Here is an 18,394-nt window from a genome sequence, read left to right on the forward strand (position 1 = left end):
CGGTTTGATTTATGAGTGCCGGCCATTTTTGCCGGAAGGCAAAGATACACGTAGCCGCGCATTATTGCAGCAATTTTGTGGAAATTAATCGCTAGCCGCCTGAATGCCGCCGAACTAGTGCGGCCGATTGGCCGACTCAATCTGTTCTATCAACTGTTCGGCACCTTCCAACTCTCGATCATAAACATCGGTGCGATAAGCCTCGCCATTCAGCGTAACCGCGGATGCCGATACCAAACCGTCGGCTTTTTCTATGTTAATACGGGTTAATGTAGACAAGCCAGGCTGCAAGGGATTGGCCTTGAGTTCCCCGGCATCCAGCGCGATGCGCACCTGCAAACGCTCGGCGATATGAATGAAATTACCGGTAGCATTATCGGTCGGCAACACAGCAAAGATACTGCCGGTACCTGGGTTGATGCCTTGCACCCGGCCGTGATAAACCCGGTCGTCACCATACGCCGCCACGCGAATTTCCGCCGCCTGCCCCGGCCTGACCCCGGCGATCTGACTTTCCAGAAAGTTGGCTTCTATCCATAGATCGTCGAGCGGCACGATAGCCAATAGCGGTGCACCGGCTTTCAGCATATCGCCGACTTGCACCTTGCGCTTGGCAACGCAACCGGACACCGGCGCCACCAGATTCCGGCGCTGGTAATCCAGAAACGCCTGGCGCAAGCGGCTCTTAGCTTTTTCCACGGCCGGATGATTATCTATCCCCGAATCCAGCAATTGCGCCTCAATGCCGCTTTGTTCGGCGCGAATTTCTTTAATCGCCGCCTCCAGTTCGTGGCTTTTATCTTGGGCATTTTGTAGCTGTTGATCGGAAACCGCGCCATCCCTGGCCGCCGCGTTGAAGCGCGCCAGATCGTGATTGACCTGTGCCAGTAAAGCTTGTTTCACCAAGGCCCGCTGCTTCAGCGTCTCGGCTTTGGCCTGCAAACTAACGATATTCCGCACCGCTTCCGCCAATTCGGCTTGCGTCTGCTGCAAGGCGATGCCGGCATGCACACCATCCAGCCGCACCAAGACCTGGCCTTTTTGCACGCACTGCGTGTTTTCCGCCAGTACTTCGACCACGGTACCGTCAGTCTGCGTTTTCAGCGTAATTAAATGCCCTGCCACGAAGGCGTCGTCAGTGGCCACCCAGTCGCGATGCTCCAGCCACCAATACGCCAAATAAGCCAAACCGGCCAGCAGCAAAGCCAAGGTGACGCCTTGCAAGCGACGCCGGCGTTGGCGCAGAATTTCCCGAGGACGAATTTTTTTGGGCACGTTTGCGGTCATGGCTTTGCGGGTTTAGTGTCGCTGTAGCCGCCGCCCAGCGCCTTAATGATGTTGATCTCGGCTTTATGTCGCTCGCCCACCAGAGCCGCCAAGCGAAACTGTTGCTGGTAGACCTCCAATTTGGCCAGACTCGGCGCGGCACGATCAGACAAGCCATGACGGCGCAAACTATCGGCCAGCTTGTCAGCGGCTAATGCGTCCGCCAAGCTTTGCCGCTTTGCCGCCAAGCGCTCATCCAGCTCACGCCAACGGCTCAGCGCGTCGGCCACTTCCTGCACCGCATGCACCAGACTGCGGTTATAGCGCTCGACAGCGGCGTCGTAAGCGGATTCTTGATACGCCAGATTGGCACGCAGGCGGCCGCCTTCGAAAATCGGAAACTCGATGGACGGCCCCACCGCGTAAGCCAGACTGGAACCTTGCAACAACACGTCGCTCAAACTGACGCTATGCAAGCCGGTGAAGGCCACCAGATTGACGTCCGGATAAAACGCGGTCTCGGCCACCTTGATTTCCTCGGCAGCCGCCTCGGCATGCAGCCGCGCCGCGCTAATATCCGGGCGATGCGCCAACAAATGTAAAGGCAAATCCACCGGCAGGGTTAAGGCTTGCTCAAGCCGATCGGATTCGATAACGATGCCCGCTCCCCAATCAGGCCCCTTCCCGGCCAGCGCCGCCAACAGATTTTTATTTATCGCCACGTCGGCCCGCGCCGCAGCCAAACCTTGTTCGGCGTTAGCAAGGGCTATTCTGGCCTGCAACAGCGGTGCGTCGGCAACCAGACCAGTCGCCAGCCGCGTTTGTTCGAATCTCAACAAGGCCTGCCGCTCGGCGACGATGTTCTCGGCGATGCCTTGTTTTGCGGCGGCAGCCAACAATTCGAAATACCCCCTAGCCACGGCAGACGACAATAGCAGCCGCGCATCGGCCAATTCCGCCTCGGCCGCCAGCGAGCGGCCAACCGCGCCTTGCAGAGCCGCTGCATCGCGCCCCCAAAAATCCAGGTGGTAACGCAAGATCAAGGGGTTAATCAACATCTGCCGAAAGTTTTCGCCGGCCAGTTTGGCTTGCACGCTGTTCGCCGAGAAACGTTGCGCCGAGAAGCTGACGTTGGCATCAACCGTCGGATAAAGCTCGGCGGCCTGCGCATCGACCATCGCCTGAGACTGCCGCAACCGGGCGGCGGTGGCCTTCAAATCCGGATTATCGGCCAGCGCCGCGCTTATCAAACGCTGCAACTCCGGGCTGGCAAAGCCGGTCCACCAATCCGGCGCCGGCCAGGCATCGCTGCTTGCGAAATTGCCGCGTACGGCAGCGACGGTATTGGTCATGTCGGGCATGGGTAACAGACTGGCGCGCGTAGTTTCTTCTCCACCAAACCGGGCGCAACTTGACGAAATACCCAACATCAACCCTAATGCAATTAGCTGACGAGCGGACATCAGGCCTCCTCCGCCAGCAGTTCCTGAGTTTCCCGGCGCAGTTCCTGCTCGTCACTGACTTTAACCGGGGTGCGAGTTGGGTGCGCCAACCAAACTAGCGCCGCCATACCGACAAACACGCAACCGGCCATCCAGAACGCATCGTTCATAGCGTGTAACACCGCATCACGTCCGGCCAGCTTGGCATATTTGGTCAACGCCGCCGGCTCGGTAAATCCTAGGAAATTTAGCGTTGACAAGGCGGAATGATCGGCCAATTCGAACGCGCCGTGATTTTCGGCAAAGCGGGTCAAATGCTGCGGCGCCCGCCGATACAGCACGATGCCTTGCACCGCAATGCCGATTGCCCCGGCCGCTATCCGCAACAGATTAGCCAATTCCAGCGCCCGCCATTGCCGCTCGGCTGGCAGGCCGTGCAGCAGCAACGCAGTCATCGGCACAAAAAAGCTGCCCAGGCAGGCGCCTTCCAGCAATTTCGGCCAGAACAATTGGGCAAACGAGTCCGGATCGTCGAAGCGACTTAACCAGAAATAGGTAGCGGCAAATCCCAGCAAATTAGCACTTGCCAACAGCCGGGCATCGCAGCGTTTGACGATCTCGTGCAAAACGCTGGCCATCGGTTTGGCGCAGATAGCCATCGGCAGAAATACCAAACCGGCTTCCCACGACGAATAGCCGAACGCCAGTTGTAACTGCACGATGAGCAAAGACAGCAAGCCTTGAAAATACAGAAAACCGGTGAATAAAATGAATACGCCGATGGCGAAATTGCGGTGGGCAAACAGGCGAATATCCAGAAATGGCCGGCGCACGCGCAATTCCCAGACCACCCAATAAATCAGCGTGGCGGCTATCAATGCGATCAAGCTTCTAATGTAGGCCGAATCGGTCCAGTCCCAATCGTTGCCTTGATTCAACAAAGTCTGTAAGCCAAACACCAGCATCACCGATAAGATAAAACCCACGCTATCAAAGCGCTGCCAGGATCGTGTGTGGCCCCGCCGATACAACAACGCGCCGACGATGCCGGCAATCGCCAATGCCGCCGGGATGTTGAGCCAAAACAGCCAGCGCCAACCCAAGTTATCGGCTATCCAACCACCCAAGGGCGGGCCAAAGGTGAACGGCGTCAACGTGAATAGGCTCCAGATACCGATGCCCAGCGATTTGCGTCTATCAGGATATTCCTTCAGCAACAAGGCCTGACCCAAGGGCAGCGTCAAGCCGCCGGCAAATCCCAGCAAAATACGCCCGGCCAGATAGCTATAAAAACCAGTGCAATAAGCGCAGAGGAAAGAGGCCAAGGCAAAAGCCAGGAAAGCCGGAACGAAGGGCCGGTATTCGCCGAAGCGCCGCGCCAACCAGCCGCCCACCGGAAACGCCAGCGCCAGCGCTATCATGTAATCAGTTTGGGTCCAGGTCGCAAAGCTGGGCGGGACGCCTAAGCCGCCGGCCACTCTGGGCAGCATGGCGATGTACGCGCCGGCATTAAAGATCACCAACGCATGCCCAAATCCCAGACATAGGTTAAACAGCTTAAAACGCCAGCCGCGCAGACGCTTTTGATAGACGAGGCTCATCCGCTTATCGGCCCGGTCAACACACTAAGATTCGTCGGCTTGAGGGGGTAGGCGCAGACCAATGTCACCCAAACTTTGCCGCAACAGCGGCACCGCCATATCGCTGATCAATTGTTTAAAAGCATCGCCGCCATTGTCCAGAGAGGCGAACGCCTGATCGTCAACCCTGAAACTTTCCGATAGTGTCCGAGCGATGACATGGCGCGATACGGGATCAATGAGTTTGATCATTAGCTGCAAAGACGTTTGCCCTTCAAAAATCCGATACCTGCCGATCCCAACCTCTATCACCGCGTCGTAGCGGCCCATCGTCGCATAATCAATTGACGTGGTGTTCTGGCCGTACCAGGCTTGAATGGCCTGATGCCAATGTTGCAAACTGGCATCACCCGCCGCCGGTAATTGATAATACTCGCGGCTCAATTCCCCTTTGCGATTTTCCGCCGCCAGTAGACCAGGCAGCTTCTGCGCCGCCGCCTTGGCGGGCGTCCAACCCAAATCGGTATTTGCAGGGCCGCCGGCAGCGCTTGGCGCCGCCTTGGTCATCGCGTCCACATCGGCCGTTTGGCTGTCGCTAACCATGCCCGCAATTTCGATACCGCCAGGGATTTGATAAAGTTCAATGGGCAGCGCATAACCCATGGCCATGTTTTCGAAATGTCGATAAGCCGGATCGCGCCGCTCGATCAAATCCGGTATCACTTCCAGCGGCGGCGCTTGCACCGGCACAATCAAAAAACTGTGCAATCGGTCGATCTGCGACGCGGCGGGCTTAATGCTGGGTGCCGTGCATGCCGCCAGCAAACACGGCAAAGCCAATCCCAGCAGCATGTTTTTGTGGTTACCCCAAAGCCTGGTGAATAAACATATTGAAGTTTTCATGATTTCCTCCGCACCCAACAATGCCATCGAATCGATACATTACTCAGGAGGTACTATAAAAACCACGTTGATATAAGACAAGCGATATTTATTGGACTTTAATATCGATAAATGCAATATTAAACTGATGGACATCGACCAAATCAGAACCTTTTTAAGCGTTGCGGCCAACGGCAGTTTCCTGGAAGCGGCCAATCGTTTGTATGTAACGCAATCGACCGTTAGCACCCGTATCCAGCGCCTGGAAGCTTATTTGGGCGTGACGCTGTTTGTCCGCAATCGCTCCGGCGCCAGCCTGACTTTGCCGGGCCGGCGTTTTTTACCGCACGCCAAATCCTTGCTATTAACCCTGGAACAAGCCCGGCACGATATTGGTTTGCCCAGCCGGTTTCGCGGCAGTGTCAGCATCGGCGCACGGATTGCCTTGTGCGAAACCTTGTTGCCGGAATGGATCAGCGAGATACGACAGGCCATGCCCGATATTTCCATCCGTAGCGACATCGGCTTTGAGGAAGACTTGATGCGCAGCCTGGTAGCGGGCGCGCTGGACATAGGCTTGATGTACACCCCCCAACACAGCCCCGGCCTGCAAATAGAACCTTTGTTCGATGAAACCCTGGTGCTGCTGACCACCGATCCCAGCCAGCCCTGGCCGAACGACGATTACATTTATGTCGATTGGGCGCCCGGATTTTATGCTCAGCACAGTAATAGCTACCCCAACCTGGAACGGCCGGCGCAGGTGGTCAATATCGGCTGGATGGCGGTACAGCTGATTCTGGCGCAAGGCCGCGGCTCCAGTTTCCTGCCGGTGCGCCTGGCCGAACCGTTGCTACAAGCCGGCAAACTGTTTCCGGTCGCCGGCAGCCCGCAATTCAAATTACCGGCCTACATGGTGTCGCAGCGCGATAACGATTCGGCGGTTTTACAGCAGGTGCTGGCGCAGATCCGCACCTTGGCGGCTCTGGAGCGGCAAAAGGTTTATGCGCTGCCCGCTCAATCCAAGGTGGCCGACGCCACATGAAATGCATCGGCATGGATGTCCTGCAAAGCCGCGCCATGTAAAAACGCCTGGCGCTTGGTTTGATGCACCATGTCCGGATGGCCGCATAAATACAGGCGCCAGCCTTTCAGACTGGGCAAACTCGCCATCGCCACGTCGTTGGCCCGGCCCCTGGCCACGCCATCAGGCGCATCGCCGCGTGAGATACAGGCGGTGTAATGGAAATTTGAGTATTGGTCGGCAAGCGCCTGCATTTCCTCGATCCAATACAAACCATCCATCTCGCGGCTGCCATGGAATAGATGAATATCGCCACTGTGGCCGTGGTGCAAAGCTTCGCTGACAATCCCGGCCAATGGCGCCAAACCACTGCCGGTGCCAATCAGCAACAGATTTTTTTCCGGGGTAGTCGGCAGGTAATAACACAGCCCCTGCGGATCGGATACCTCGAGTTTGTCGCCTACCTGAAGTTCCCGGTGCGCCCATTCGCTGAAGCGGCCGCCGGCCAAGCGGCGGATATGAAAACTTAATTTGTTGGCATGCAAGCGATTGTTGGCAATCGAATAACTACGGGTCAATCCGTCGGCGCGTTTCAGATTCACGAACTGGCCGGCGTAATAATCCATGGTTTCCCGGCACCGCAAAGTGAGTTGCAGCGTTTCCGCATTCAACAAACTTTTTTCGATCACCGTCGCTTCGGTAAAAAAATCGGCGGGCGAACTAATGCTGATAGACATATCCTGCTGCGGATAACACAGGCAGGCCAGGAAATGGTTCTGATGCCGCAATACGTCTTTTAAACCGTCTTGCGCCGCCAGCGGCGGCGGGCCCTGCAAGCTGCGCACCATACAGCTTTGACAAGCGCCCTGCCGACAACCGTAGGGGATGTCGATGTTTTCGCGCAGACAGGCGTCCAGCACGGTTTCGCCAGACCCGCAAACAATTTCGCGGTCGTTCACGCTGAGTTTATGCAAGCTCATCCCCTACTCCGGCGCCTAGCGGTCCAACACGTCGTTACGGGTGCTTTCGGCAATCGCCGCGACTTGATTGATCAGCTCTTGCGGCACGTTCAGCTCTTGCAAGGTAGCCGCCAGATTCTCGACCACCGCATCAAAATGTGAATCATCCAAACCCAGTTTTTTAACCAGATGCGCATGCGCTTGACGCATATCGGCGCCGGAATAGTTGTTCGGACCGCCGAAGGCCATGGTCAAAAAGGATTTTTGTTTGGCTGCCTGTTTGTCCATATCGGTGTTATCGAAAAAGCGGTTGATGCGGTGATCGCTCAAGACTTTGCGATAAAAAATATCGACAGCCGCGTTAACGGCCGCTTCGCCACCCAATTGTTCGTAAAGAGTTGCCTTGGTTTCGCTCATGTTGGTCTGCCTTTCGTTGCAAATAAAAAAATGCGGCTGTTTAAAGCCAGGCACAGAGTAAGCGAATAAAATTACTTTTGCAATATTTTTATTATAAAAGTAATTTATATGTCAAAAATAGACTTACAGCGCTTTGCGTGATAGCTGATCCGGCGTAGAATGCCGCATCACTTATTTCCGACCACCCCACACGCCATGGTCAAACTTACCGGCTCGCGCCAAGAGCAAATCTTAAAATTATTGCTGTCCAGCACCTCCGGCATGAGTATCGACGAGCTGGCCGCCCAGTTGGAGATTTCCAGAAACGCCGTCAAACAACATCTCACCGGCCTGGAAAAAGATCAGTTGATTCAGGAAGCGGCGCTGAACAACACCGGCGGCCGGCCTTCGCGCAATTACACGCTGACCGAACAAGGCCGCAACCGCCTGCCCAAGCAATATCCTTGGTTTTGCAACTTGTTGCTGGGCGAGCTAAAAACCGAACTGGGCGAAGCCGCTTTAAGGCAAATGCTGTGGCGCATGGGCGTCAATCTGGCACAGTCGCTGGCCCCGCAATTCAGCGGCAAGGACCCGGCACAGAAACAAAGCGCGCTGCTGGAATTGATGCAATCGCTGGGTTATCACGCCGAAATGGACGCCGAACAAACACAGCCGACCATTAAAGCCGTTAACTGTGTTTATCACGATTTAGCGCAGCAGCACCCGGAACTATGCGAATTTGATCGCGCGCTGATGTCCACCCTTTTAGACAAACCCGTCGAGCAAACCGCTTGCATGGCCTTGCAGGATTGCGCCTGCAAATTCAAAATCTGCCATACCAGCGCTTAGGCGAACTTCCCAACTATTCCAAACAGTTGCCAAAATTTCCGGCTTTGGACTAAAGCGCCTTAGCACAATACGCGGGTTTTTCTACGCGGCGGCTCTCGGTGTTACAATGTTGTTTTCCAGAATGACTATTTTGAATCGCGACCATGAGCCAACCTTTCCGCACGACAACCAGCCTGTTTAGCGGGCTGCTGTTATTGTTAACCGCCTTCTCGCTGCAAGCCGCCAGCCCGATTTTCACCCCCGCCGCTCCCAGCGTCGCGGCCTCCAGTTACTTTTTGATGGACTTCGACAGCGGCCGGGTATTGGCCGAAAAAGACGCCGATAAGCGCGTATCGCCCGCCAGCTTGACCAAAATCATGACCGCCTACGTGGTGTTCCGCGAGCTGAAAGCCGGGCATTTGACGCTGGACGAAAAAGTCACGATCAGCCAGAACGCCTGGGAAACCGGCGGCTCAAAAATGTTCGTTGAGGTAAACAAACAAGTGGCAGTCGAAGACTTGTTGCAAGGCATGATCATTCAATCGGGCAACGATGCCAGCGTAGCCTTGGCTGAACACGTCGCCGGTAGCGAACAAACCTTCGCGACGATGATGAACGAACAAGCCAGCCGCTTGGGCATGGCCAACAGCAATTTCGAAAACGCCACCGGCCTGCCCAGCCCCAACCATTACAGCTCGGCACATGACCTGGCGACCTTAGCCCGCGCGGTGATCAAAGAGTTTCCGGAATATTATCGCTGGGACAAGCAAAAAGAATTTACCTACAACGGCATCACCCAACAAAACCGCAACCTGCTGCTGTGGCGCGACCCTTCCGTTGACGGTTTGAAAACCGGTTTTACCGACGATGCCGGCTATTGCATGGTGGCTTCCGCCAAACGCGAAGATATGCGTTTGATTTCGGTGGTAATGGGTACAGCCAGCGCCGGCGCGCGTTCCAACGAGAGCCAATCGCTGCTGAATTACGGTTTCCGCTTCTTCGAAACCCACCGTCTGTACGAAGGCAATAAGCCTTTGGGCGAAGCGCGGGTCAGAAAAGGCGTGACCTCCAAAGTCGCGGTCGGTTTACCGGAAGACCTGTATGTCACCGCTCCGCGCAAACACTTTAACGAACTGAAAGCCGAAACGCAGATCGACAAAGGCGTATTCGCGCCGTTGAACAAGGGCGACACGGTCGGCAACCTGAACATTTCGTTGGCTGGCGAATCCATACTCAGCAAACCGCTGGTAGCCTTGGATGCTGTCGCCGAGGGCGGCATTTTCCGCCGTCTGTACGACGCAGCCATTGGTTTACTGGAAAAAGAATGACCGAGCAAGTCTATCTGAACGGCACTTATCTGCCATTAGCCGACGCTAAAGTGTCGGTGCTGGATCGCGGCTTTTTATTCGGCGATGGCGTCTACGAAGTGATTCCGGCTTATAACGGCCGGCTGTTCAGACTGGAAGATCATATTGCCCGGCTCAACAACAGCCTAAACGGCATCCGCTTGCCGTTGCCGCAAAGCGTCGCGGACTGGGAAGCGATTTTCCGGCCGCTGCTGGCGGATGACCGGGATCAATACATTTACCTGCAAGTCACCCGCGGCTATGCACCGAAACGCGATCACGGTTTCCCCGAACAAATCGTACCGACGATATTTGCGATGTGTTCCGACATCAAGCCGTTCGCCGGCCTGATCGACGGCATCAAGGCAATTACGCTGGACGACACCCGTTGGCAGCTCTGCAACATCAAAGCCATCACTTTGCTGGGCAACATTCTGCTTAGGCAGGAAGCCCTGGATCAAGGCAGCGCCGAAGCGATACTGGTGCGCAACGGTTATGTCGTGGAAGGCGCGGCCAGTAATCTGTTTGCGGTGCTGGACGGAGAATTGATCACGCCGCCGAAAAGCCATGAAATCCTGCCCGGCATTACCCGCGACGTCATTCTGGAACTGGCGGCCGCGCATAACATCCCCTATCAAGAAGACATCATCGCGCTGGAAGCGCTGCACAACGCCAGCGAAATATGGGTCACCAGTTCCACTCGCGAGATCGTGCCGGTCGTCGAACTGGACGGCCAGCAAGTCGGTGACGGCAAACCCGGCCCCGCCTGGCAACGCATGGACGACTTACTGCAAGCCTACAAAAAATCACTGTCATGAGCGAAACTGAAAGCTTACTGGAATTTCCCTGCCAATTCCCTATCAAGGTGATGGGCAAACATAGCGACAATTTCGACGCAATCGTCGTGGAAATCGTCCGCCGCCATGTCCCGGACATCCTGGAAGGCGCGGTCACCACCCGGCCCAGCAAAGGCGGCAATTATCTGGCGGTAACGGTCATGATCGAAGCCCATAGCCGCGAACAGCTGGACGCCATCTACCTGGGCTTGACGGCCTGCCCAGATGTATTGATGGCGCTGTAAGCCGGACTGATGCCCAGTAAGGCGACCACCGTCCTCCGCGATCTGGGGACGCAAGACTATCTCGGCGTCTGGCAGGCCATGCAGAAATTCACTACCGAACGCGATGACAACACTGCTGATCAAATCTGGATCGTCGAGCATCCGCCGGTTTATACGCTGGGTTTAAACGGCAAGCGCGAACATTTTCTTAAAGCCAACAACATCGAAATTGTCGAAAGCGACCGCGGCGGCCAAGTGACCTATCACGGTCCCGGCCAGTTGGTGATTTACCTATTGGCCGATTTGCGCCGTTTAAACAAAGGCCCCAGGCAAATGGTGACTGTCCTGGAAAACGCGGTGATAAACAGCTTGCGGCAATACGGCATCGCCGCCCAAGCCGAGCCCAAGGCGCCGGGCGTCTATGTCAATCAGCAAAAAATTGCTTCGCTAGGCCTGCGTATCAAGCGCGGTTGCTGTTACCATGGCCTAAGCATCAATAACGATATGGATTTAACGCCGTTTGCAGACATCAATCCCTGCGGCTATGCTGGCTTGCAAGTCACGCAACTGGCCGATTTAGGCGTTAAGATAAGTACTCAGGAACTCGCGGTGCCGGTTGTGCATCAGTTGCTGCAAGCAATAGAAATCTGAAACAAGCAAACTCGACAAGCAGCCCTAAAACGCCAAGCTTGCGGGGATTCAAAAACCAACCCCAGTGCCCGGTGGCAAAATGACACTCAACGCCCCTTCCCGCTCCACGCCAGAAACCCATCAACGCAACGCCGACAAGCTGTCGCGAATCCCGGTTAAGGTGGAAAAGCCCGAGCAAATCTTGCGCAAGCCGGACTGGATAAGAATCAAACTGCCAACCGGCGATCAAGTCAACCGCATCAAGCAATCCCTGCGCGAAAACCGCCTGCACACGGTCTGCGAAGAAGCCGCCTGCCCCAACTTGAGCGAATGCTTCAGCCACGGCACCGCCACATTCATGATCATGGGCGATTTGTGCACCCGCCGCTGCCCATTCTGCGACGTTGCCCACGGCAAGCCGCAACCTTTGGACGCGGAAGAACCGGCCAATCTGGCCGCGACCATCGCCGCAATGACCCTGAAATACGTGGTGATCACTTCCGTGAACCGGGACGACTTACGCGACGGTGGCGCCAGCCATTTTGCCGCTTGTATCGCGGCAGTGCGCAGCCAGTCGCCCAATACCACCATCGAAGTATTGGTACCGGATTTTCGCGGCAGGATGGATACAGCACTGGACATTCTGCAACAACAGCCCTGCGATGTGTTCAACCACAATCTGGAAACGGTGCCGCGCCTGTATCTGCAAGCCCGCCCCGGCGCCGATTACCACGTCTCGTTAAGTCTGTTGCAACAGCACGGTCAACGCTTGCCTGATGTACCGACCAAATCCGGCTTGATGCTAGGCATAGGCGAGACAGAAGCGGAAGTGATAGACGTGATGAAAGACTTGCTGGCCCACGGCGTCAGCATGCTGACTTTGGGCCAGTATTTGCAACCCAGCAAGGACCATTTGGCGGTACAGGAATACATTCATCCCGACCAATTTCAGCGCTATGCCGAGGTCGCCCGGGAATTGGGATTCAAACAGGTCGCCAGCGCGCCCTTGGTACGGTCTTCCTATCACGCCGATTTGCAGGCAGCGGGTGTTGGCAAATAGCAACACATCCCAAGCTATACAAACATCCCGATAGCGTTTGAGCTTTGTCGCATCATAGCCGTCAATCGCGCATGGATAAAGAATACGCAAGCAAGCAAATCCGGCCCGTAACTGATTCGCGGAGTGGTATCAATTGCCAACCCGCAAGGGGCGACGTCGAACATTATATTTACTTCGGTACTCAGTGAAATCGGCTGAGCCGGTTCTTGATTTCCTCTAGCGCGTAAGCCGGCTGATTTAAGGTCATCGGTTTGTGGCTGAATAGCCGGCATCGAGCACATGGATATTAAGAGCCTAAATGCTTTTGCGTGAATAGAATACTATTTATAGGACTCTTCCCAGCCGATTACTAAAGACCGGATTAATAACAGTTGCTGCCGGACGCTGGTTTGTGCTGAACTACCGACGCGATTCGTGTGGATAAATTGCTTGGGGGGTGGATGATCGACAAACCGGTGCGCGCGCAACTTCCCGCTAAATTGGTCGCGCCGACCTTACCCGCTGTGGTTTGCCGCCGACGCCTGTTCGAACAAATAGACCGCAGCTATTCCGACTACGGTTCGGCAGTCTGGCTGTTCGGGCCGGCCGGTTACGGTAAAACCACATTAGCGGCTGATTATGCCGCCGCAAACACTCAACCCGTACTTTGGTACCGTTTCGACAGCGATGACCTGGACCCGGCCGTTTTTTTGGGGCATTTCCGCACTGCGGCAACCCGTTTGGGCCTGGTCTCCGCGACACCGGCGTTCGGCCCGGAATATTTGCCCGGCCTTGAAGCCTATGTCGGCGAGTTATTGCGCACGCTGTTGCCGCCCGAAGCCGCGCCAATGCTGCTGGTATTCGACGATTGCCACCAGGTGGTCGCTTCGCCGTTACTGGTGCGGATATTGGCCGCATTGGGCCGCATCGTCGGCGTGCAGCACCGAATACTGTGTCTGAGCCGCCACGAACCACCGCCCGGACTGGCTATTGCATTGCAGCCGCTCGGCATGCTCACGCCGGCGCAATTGGCGTTTGACCGCGACGAAGCCGGCCGACTGGCCGATCTAGCCGGATTCGACGGCGGCAGCGACAGGCTCGACAAGTTGTTCGGCCAAAGCCGCGGCTGGCCAGCCGCTTTAGCCGTAGAATTACGGCAACGGCCACCCGAACATCCGACTCCGGCCAACGAGCAAGCAGATTTAGCGCAACGGGTGCAGGACGGTTTGGATGCCACCGTCTTGCAACAGTTGCTGGCCGTTGCCTGCGCAGAAACCGCAACCGAGCCGCTGGCGCACGATTTAGCAGACGACCCGGCCGTGTTGGCGACGTTGGCCCGACTGGCGGCCAACCATTATTTGGTCAACCGCATCGACACTGCCATCCCCAGTTACCAACTTCACCCTTTGCTGCGGGAATTTCTGCTGGCCCGCCACCGGGCCAACCTCGGACAGGACGGTTACGCGGCATTTTTAAAACGCAGTGCCGGAGTGCTGGAACGCCACGGCGAGATTGGCCAGGCCTTCGAACTGTACCGCCAAGCCGGCGCCGGACTGGACCTGCAACGCCTGATTCTGGTCCATGCCAAAACCGAGTTGGGCGCCGGCAGAAGCCTGCAACTGCAGTCTTGGTTGCAGAGTTTACCGGACGACTTACCGGCTAACCCGTGGCTGGAGTTCTGGCGGGCCGCGGCCCAGTTGGCGTTAAATCCGCCGTTGGCCCAAACCTTGTTCGAACGGGCTCACGCCAGTTTCGGCGACGACCCCTTGGGCAAAGCGCTGAGCGCCGCCGGGGTACTGAGTGCGATGTTTTTCGTGATGGACGACTTTCGCGACGCGGCACGCTGGCTGAACGAACTGGCTGTGCTGGATTCAGTAATCGAAGCAGCCGACGATCCGGAGTTGGACGCCTGGATCCTGGGCTGCGGCAATATTCTGGTCCACTTCCCCGATTACCTAGAATTGACCCGACGCTGGGCGCAGCGAGCATTAGCGCGCCTGCCGCACTGTCCACCGGGGCGCCAGGTATTTTTAACTTCCTTCCTGTTGCAATACCATGTCTGGCGCGGCGATACGGAGGGTTCGCGCGTCTTTTTTGCCTTACTGGATCAGCAGATAGCCAACGACGAACCGCTGTACCGGATCAATCTATTGAATTGGCAAGCAGTGAACGCTTACCTATGCGCCGAGCACGCCGCCGCTTACGCAGCCACCGAGGCGGCCGCGCAATTGGCTACCGCTTACGGCTTGGCTTTTTATTTGCCGAACATTTACGGACAAGAAGCCTACACCGCGCTGTCGGCCAGGGACTGGGAGCGCTTTCGCTCGGCGTTGGCGCGCATGGAAGCCTGTTTGCCGGCGAATCGGCGGGTAGACCAATCGTTCATCTTGCATTTGCGCTCCGGCCTGTCGCTGGCGGAACAGCGTTTCAGCCAGGCCCGTCAGGAAGCGGAACTGGCGTTGTCGATTTGCCGTGAAATCAACTTACCTTCGGTGGCGGCCCTGGTTCAGCATGGGCTGGCGCAAGTGTTAGCGGCGTCCGGTGACCGGGCCGAAGCCGCCCGGCATTTACTGCAATTGCAAAGCTATGCCGTTCGCGCGGACAAGCCCTTCATTCTATTCATGGCCTTGCTGACCGAAGCCCAAGTCCTATTGGCCGGCGGCGACGAAGCCGGCGGCCTGGCCTCGCTGGCCCGGGCGTTGGCATTGGGCAAGCGCCAGCGCTATCTGAACGTGCACCCGTTCTGGCAGCCGGCGGTGATCGGCAGGTTATGTACCGTGGCGCTGGAGCGCGGTATCGAAGCCGACTATGTGCGTTGGTGGATAGTGCAACGCCAACTGCAACCGGACGGTAACGCCTGCGAAGAATGGCCGTGGCCGGTAAAAATCCGGACGCTGGGCCAGTTCAGGATCGACGGCCTCGAACCGGCGGCCCGCCGCAGGCAAAAAGACAACAAGCCATTGCAGTTGCTGCAGTGGTTGCTGGCGACGAATCCGGACGGCGTGCCTCAACAAACCCTAGCCGATGCGCTGTGGCCGGACTCGGACGCCGATGCCGCCCAGCACGCGCTGGAAGTTGCCTTGCAGCGCCTGCGCAAACTGCTGGGACGGAATGAGGCGGTGTTGTTGCAGGGCGGCACCCTGTCTTTGAATCGGGAATTATGCTGGCTGGACATTTGGGTTGTCGACGAAGTCGCCAGACGATTTGCCGCCGACCCGAATCAGGCCGCAACCTTGGCGGAGCGTCTGTTAAAAGTCTGGCGCGGTCCGTTTCTGCCCGGCCTGGAAGCGCCATTAGCGGCATCGAAACGGGAAAATCTCGCTGCCAAATTCATCCAAACTTTGGAAAAGCTTGGTTCCGCGCTGGAAGCCGCGGGCCGGCGAGCCGTGGCCATCGCCTGCTATATGCAAGCCGTCTCAATTGAACCGTTGGCGGAAAATCTGCAATACCGGCTGATCGATTGCCTGCTCGCCGAAGATAGGCGCGCCGAGGCCTTGCTAGCTTACCGCCGCTGTCGGCGCCACTATGCCGGCCACTATGGCATCGAACCCTCTCCCCGCTTAAAGTCCCTGGCCGCACTGATCACGGCACCAAACGTCAGTAAAGGCTGAACACTGTTCATAGCCTTAATAGACGGTATCGAGCTAATACTAAATAACTTCCGGTCACGCATTCGCCGATCATCCGCAAACAAATTCGGTCGATGTTGTGAGTTTTTTGTGAGGCCTGTTGCTTTAGGGTATCGACACGACCGTCGATAGGAGACCTAAACATGAACTTTCCCGCTAAGCCGATCACCTTGTTTTTATGCGTCAATCCGTTTTCGACGTTTGCCGCAGTAGTTTCGCCGCCGCCTGTGCTGTCGTTGATCGCTTCCGACGTTTATGTCCAGTACGGCGGCCCCGGGGTCGCGAATACCTTGCAGCATCATCCCAGCGTATTGTCGATTGCAGTCGGCGGCTCTATGGCTTCCGCCGATTTCGGCAGCGGCGTCTTTAAGGCCAGTTCTGCAGCTGCGGATACAGGCTCACAAACCACTTATGCCTACACCGGCATGACTGCAACATTCAAAAATACCGGCGCCGTCAATATCAGTTTTGCTGCCGGGGCGATTGATGCCGACATCGGCGCGGTGTTCAGCCGCACAATCGGCAGCGAAGCGAGCGGCCAAGCCGCCACGGTACTGAGTTCCGCGTTGTCCGGCACTTACCCGGGCAATAATGTTCCCGGCGTTAGCGTGCTGTATCAATATGGTGCTTCCAATAGCCCTTCATCGCCGTTTTTCGACTTTCATTTCAACCCCAATGCCGGTTTCACCGGCAGCGGTACGGCAGATGCGGACAAGTTGTCGGCCAATCTGGCCTTCCCGGCTTTCACGCTGAAACCGAACGACATTCTGACCGTGAATTATTCGCTGAATACCTGGGTCGTGGCCGGCGTCGGCTTGGGCACTCCCGGCAGTGGCTGGAGCGCGACCAGCGATGCAACGCACACCGCGTCGATCAGCTTGCAATTGCCGGCGGGAACCTTACTGAACTCGCCGATTGCGCTCGATTGGGTGAAAACAGCGCCTGTCCCGCTCCCGCCAGCCATAGGCTTGATGCTTACCGGGTTGGCGGGCATATTCGGCTTCACCCGCCAGCGTTCGCACCAAACCATGATTTTCCCGCTGGTCGAATCCACTAACCCAGGAATCCAATCATGAATCTAAACAAAGGTTATGCGCTATTCGGCATCGCGTTATTCGGCCTTACCACCGCTGTTCGCGCGGACCAGGCCATTTTGCAATATGGCGGCAACGATTACGGCAATCAGCGTCTTTTCGATCCCAATCCAGCTACTTTCGACGACGCCAACATTTAGGATGGCGTCATGTCGCCACGCCGGAATTCAGGGTTTCCGGTTATTCCGATTCGGTAACCAACTCGAACAACCGTTTCAGCCAAGGCTCCTTGCAATATCACTATCTAAGTTACTTAAGACCATTCAGATTAAACACCAGTCAGAGATACTTTAAAGCACGTCATAACATTTGGAGGATTATTATGTTGAAATTAGTACGATATATTGGCATATGCGCGCTTGCGACCAGCCAACTTGCGACAGCGGCGACAGTGTTCGTTCAATACCCTGACCCCAGCGGTTCTGGGATCACGTCTGATCCTGCATTTGCCACGCAGACCGGCGCCGGCTTCTTTGCTGAGGCGGATCTGCTGAGTGCCGTATTCAAGGCAAGATCGGAATCCCCCGATGCTTCCTTTGCTTATGCCGGACTACAAGGTTTGACCTTTACCAATCCGCTGGGCAACGCGCCAATACTGCTGCCGGCCGGAGCGCTTGGTGTCAACATTACCGGCCAATATACACTTGGCCCGCTGATACCAAACTCGGGCGCCAGCGCGGGCATAACCGGTGTCCTTAGCATCAATGACGGCAGCTTGGCAAGAGTAGCCAGAGGCGATCATTTCGTCAATATTAGTCAGGCTAGTAATGGTTTCTCCTACCCTCCCACCAATACAACAACCCCAATTACGCAAAACGGGGGGACCGTCTTGTTTAATACGGCAACCTTGACCAACCTTGACATGACATTATTAATGCCAGCCATGACAATAGACCCTGGCGAAACCCTGGAAATCACGTTTTTGCTGCAAACGATACAAGGGGCCAATAGTGCCGGCGTCAAATCACTAGCCGATGCGTCGAACAGCGCAAAGTTGTTTTTCAATTTACCGGCTGGCGTCAGTTTGGTCGACAATGCTGGTGGTACTTTGACCTGGGTTAAGCCTGTGCCGTTACCGGGAGCTTTTTCGCTGTTCGGCATTGCACTGGCATCTGCGGCAGTGCGCCTGCGGCGTGCCGCCCCCCATTCGCACTAGCAGATTTTTCGCTCGTTCCCACGCTAGCGCGCTCATCGTTATACACAAGTCTCCCAACGACTA

At 56.3% G+C, this 18,394-nt stretch carries 17 protein-coding genes; 11 read left to right on the forward strand and 6 right to left on the reverse strand.

Annotation, left to right across the window (positions count from 1 at the left end):
* Positions 1-114 precede the first annotated feature (114 nt).
* Genes ACMXD4_RS17665 through ACMXD4_RS17680 form a run of 4 tightly spaced genes read right to left on the reverse strand, consistent with a single transcriptional unit; the run spans position 115 to position 5,191 of the window.
* Positions 115-1,287 (reverse strand): efflux RND transporter periplasmic adaptor subunit, encoded by a 1,173-nt coding sequence (locus tag ACMXD4_RS17665; RefSeq protein ID WP_415878938.1) that lies wholly within the window; start codon positions 1,285-1,287, stop codon positions 115-117.
* Complete coding sequence (locus ACMXD4_RS17670; protein WP_319962678.1) at positions 1,284-2,729, reverse strand: efflux transporter outer membrane subunit; 1,446 nt, start codon at positions 2,727-2,729, stop codon at positions 1,284-1,286. The genes ACMXD4_RS17665 and ACMXD4_RS17670 overlap by 4 nt, the downstream gene beginning before the upstream one ends.
* Positions 2,729-4,309: a DHA2 family efflux MFS transporter permease subunit gene (locus ACMXD4_RS17675; RefSeq protein ID WP_319962679.1), complete on the reverse strand. Its 1,581-nt coding sequence runs from the start codon at positions 4,307-4,309 to the stop codon at positions 2,729-2,731. The genes ACMXD4_RS17670 and ACMXD4_RS17675 overlap by 1 nt, the downstream gene beginning before the upstream one ends.
* A gap of 24 nt (positions 4,310-4,333) precedes the next feature.
* Positions 4,334-5,191, reverse strand: coding sequence for a hypothetical protein (locus ACMXD4_RS17680; protein WP_415878939.1), 858 nt, complete (start codon positions 5,189-5,191; stop codon positions 4,334-4,336).
* 127 nt (positions 5,192-5,318) lie between these two features.
* Here ACMXD4_RS17680 and ACMXD4_RS17685 point away from each other — a divergent pair, with 127 nt between their 5' ends.
* On the forward strand, positions 5,319-6,215 hold the full coding sequence (locus ACMXD4_RS17685) for a LysR family transcriptional regulator (protein ID WP_415878940.1): 897 nt from the start codon (positions 5,319-5,321) through the stop codon (positions 6,213-6,215).
* Here ACMXD4_RS17685 and ACMXD4_RS17690 read toward each other — a convergent pair.
* Both ACMXD4_RS17690 and ACMXD4_RS17695 read right to left on the reverse strand, forming a co-directional pair.
* The gene (locus ACMXD4_RS17690) at positions 6,188-7,174 is read right to left on the reverse strand and encodes a 2Fe-2S iron-sulfur cluster-binding protein (RefSeq protein WP_415878941.1); all 987 of its coding nucleotides are present in this window, start codon (positions 7,172-7,174) and stop codon (positions 6,188-6,190) included. The two genes, ACMXD4_RS17685 and ACMXD4_RS17690, sit on opposite strands and share 28 nt — an antisense overlap.
* Positions 7,175-7,189: 15 nt before the next feature.
* On the reverse strand, positions 7,190-7,570 hold the full coding sequence (locus ACMXD4_RS17695; RefSeq protein ID WP_033155819.1) for a group I truncated hemoglobin: 381 nt from the start codon (positions 7,568-7,570) through the stop codon (positions 7,190-7,192).
* A 159-nt stretch (positions 7,571-7,729) separates the two neighbouring features.
* On the opposite strand from ACMXD4_RS17695, the gene ACMXD4_RS17700 reads away from it, so the two are divergent.
* From ACMXD4_RS17700 to ACMXD4_RS17745, 10 genes are all read left to right on the forward strand, one after another.
* Entirely contained in the window at positions 7,730-8,398 is a 669-nt protein-coding gene (locus ACMXD4_RS17700; protein ID WP_253734368.1) for a helix-turn-helix transcriptional regulator, read from the forward strand.
* Between the two features lie 143 nt (positions 8,399-8,541).
* Complete coding sequence (locus ACMXD4_RS17705) at positions 8,542-9,705, forward strand: D-alanyl-D-alanine carboxypeptidase family protein (protein WP_171694487.1); 1,164 nt, start codon at positions 8,542-8,544, stop codon at positions 9,703-9,705.
* On the forward strand, positions 9,702-10,541 hold the full coding sequence (locus tag ACMXD4_RS17710; protein ID WP_415878942.1) for a D-amino acid aminotransferase: 840 nt from the start codon (positions 9,702-9,704) through the stop codon (positions 10,539-10,541). Before ACMXD4_RS17705 ends, ACMXD4_RS17710 begins: the two co-directional genes overlap by 4 nt.
* A complete protein-coding gene (locus ACMXD4_RS17715) occupies positions 10,538-10,804 on the forward strand; it encodes a YbeD family protein (protein WP_415878943.1) in 267 nt (88 codons plus the stop codon). The genes ACMXD4_RS17710 and ACMXD4_RS17715 overlap by 4 nt, the downstream gene beginning before the upstream one ends.
* A 9-nt stretch (positions 10,805-10,813) precedes the next feature.
* On the forward strand, positions 10,814-11,434 hold the full coding sequence (gene lipB / locus ACMXD4_RS17720) for a lipoyl(octanoyl) transferase LipB (protein WP_415878944.1): 621 nt from the start codon (positions 10,814-10,816) through the stop codon (positions 11,432-11,434).
* A 79-nt stretch (positions 11,435-11,513) separates the two neighbouring features.
* A complete protein-coding gene (gene lipA, locus ACMXD4_RS17725; protein ID WP_415878945.1) occupies positions 11,514-12,473 on the forward strand; it encodes a lipoyl synthase in 960 nt (319 codons plus the stop codon).
* A gap of 416 nt (positions 12,474-12,889) precedes the next feature.
* The gene (locus tag ACMXD4_RS17730; protein ID WP_415878946.1) at positions 12,890-16,063 is read left to right on the forward strand and encodes a BTAD domain-containing putative transcriptional regulator; all 3,174 of its coding nucleotides are present in this window, start codon (positions 12,890-12,892) and stop codon (positions 16,061-16,063) included.
* A 161-nt stretch (positions 16,064-16,224) separates the two neighbouring features.
* Positions 16,225-17,157 carry a hypothetical protein gene (locus tag ACMXD4_RS17735; protein WP_415878947.1) on the forward strand — a complete coding sequence of 311 codons (933 nt, stop codon included), beginning with the start codon at positions 16,225-16,227 and terminating at the stop codon, positions 17,155-17,157.
* On the forward strand, positions 17,154-17,315 hold the full coding sequence (locus ACMXD4_RS17740) for a hypothetical protein (RefSeq protein ID WP_415878948.1): 162 nt from the start codon (positions 17,154-17,156) through the stop codon (positions 17,313-17,315). Before ACMXD4_RS17735 ends, ACMXD4_RS17740 begins: the two co-directional genes overlap by 4 nt.
* Positions 17,316-17,497: 182 nt before the next feature.
* Positions 17,498-18,331 (forward strand): hypothetical protein, encoded by an 834-nt coding sequence (locus ACMXD4_RS17745; protein ID WP_415878949.1) that lies wholly within the window; start codon positions 17,498-17,500, stop codon positions 18,329-18,331.
* Positions 18,332-18,394 lie beyond the last annotated feature (63 nt).

This window comes from Methylomonas sp. TEB (assembly GCF_047777895.1).
Classification (GTDB): domain Bacteria; phylum Pseudomonadota; class Gammaproteobacteria; order Methylococcales; family Methylomonadaceae; genus Methylomonas.

What these genes read in the sequence shown, in the direction of transcription:
- ACMXD4_RS17665 (WP_415878938.1), bottom strand. Translation starts at nt 1,287, where the DNA reads ATGACCGCAAACGTGCCCAAAAAAATTCGTCCTCGGGAAATTCTGCGC.
- ACMXD4_RS17670 (WP_319962678.1), bottom strand. Translation starts at nt 2,729, where the DNA reads ATGTCCGCTCGTCAGCTAATTGCATTAGGGTTGATGTTGGGTATTTCG.
- ACMXD4_RS17675 (WP_319962679.1), bottom strand. Translation starts at nt 4,309, where the DNA reads ATGAGCCTCGTCTATCAAAAGCGTCTGCGCGGCTGGCGTTTTAAGCTG.
- ACMXD4_RS17680 (WP_415878939.1), bottom strand. Translation starts at nt 5,191, where the DNA reads ATGAAAACTTCAATATGTTTATTCACCAGGCTTTGGGGTAACCACAAA.
- ACMXD4_RS17685 (WP_415878940.1), top strand. Translation starts at nt 5,319, where the DNA reads ATGGACATCGACCAAATCAGAACCTTTTTAAGCGTTGCGGCCAACGGC.
- ACMXD4_RS17690 (WP_415878941.1), bottom strand. Translation starts at nt 7,174, where the DNA reads ATGAGCTTGCATAAACTCAGCGTGAACGACCGCGAAATTGTTTGCGGG.
- ACMXD4_RS17695 (WP_033155819.1), bottom strand. Translation starts at nt 7,570, where the DNA reads ATGAGCGAAACCAAGGCAACTCTTTACGAACAATTGGGTGGCGAAGCG.
- ACMXD4_RS17700 (WP_253734368.1), top strand. Translation starts at nt 7,730, where the DNA reads ATGCCGCATCACTTATTTCCGACCACCCCACACGCCATGGTCAAACTT.
- ACMXD4_RS17705 (WP_171694487.1), top strand. Translation starts at nt 8,542, where the DNA reads ATGAGCCAACCTTTCCGCACGACAACCAGCCTGTTTAGCGGGCTGCTG.
- ACMXD4_RS17710 (WP_415878942.1), top strand. Translation starts at nt 9,702, where the DNA reads ATGACCGAGCAAGTCTATCTGAACGGCACTTATCTGCCATTAGCCGAC.
- ACMXD4_RS17715 (WP_415878943.1), top strand. Translation starts at nt 10,538, where the DNA reads ATGAGCGAAACTGAAAGCTTACTGGAATTTCCCTGCCAATTCCCTATC.
- lipB (WP_415878944.1), top strand. Translation starts at nt 10,814, where the DNA reads ATGCCCAGTAAGGCGACCACCGTCCTCCGCGATCTGGGGACGCAAGAC.
- lipA (WP_415878945.1), top strand. Translation starts at nt 11,514, where the DNA reads ATGACACTCAACGCCCCTTCCCGCTCCACGCCAGAAACCCATCAACGC.
- ACMXD4_RS17735 (WP_415878947.1), top strand. Translation starts at nt 16,225, where the DNA reads ATGAACTTTCCCGCTAAGCCGATCACCTTGTTTTTATGCGTCAATCCG.
- ACMXD4_RS17740 (WP_415878948.1), top strand. Translation starts at nt 17,154, where the DNA reads ATGAATCTAAACAAAGGTTATGCGCTATTCGGCATCGCGTTATTCGGC.
- ACMXD4_RS17745 (WP_415878949.1), top strand. Translation starts at nt 17,498, where the DNA reads ATGTTGAAATTAGTACGATATATTGGCATATGCGCGCTTGCGACCAGC.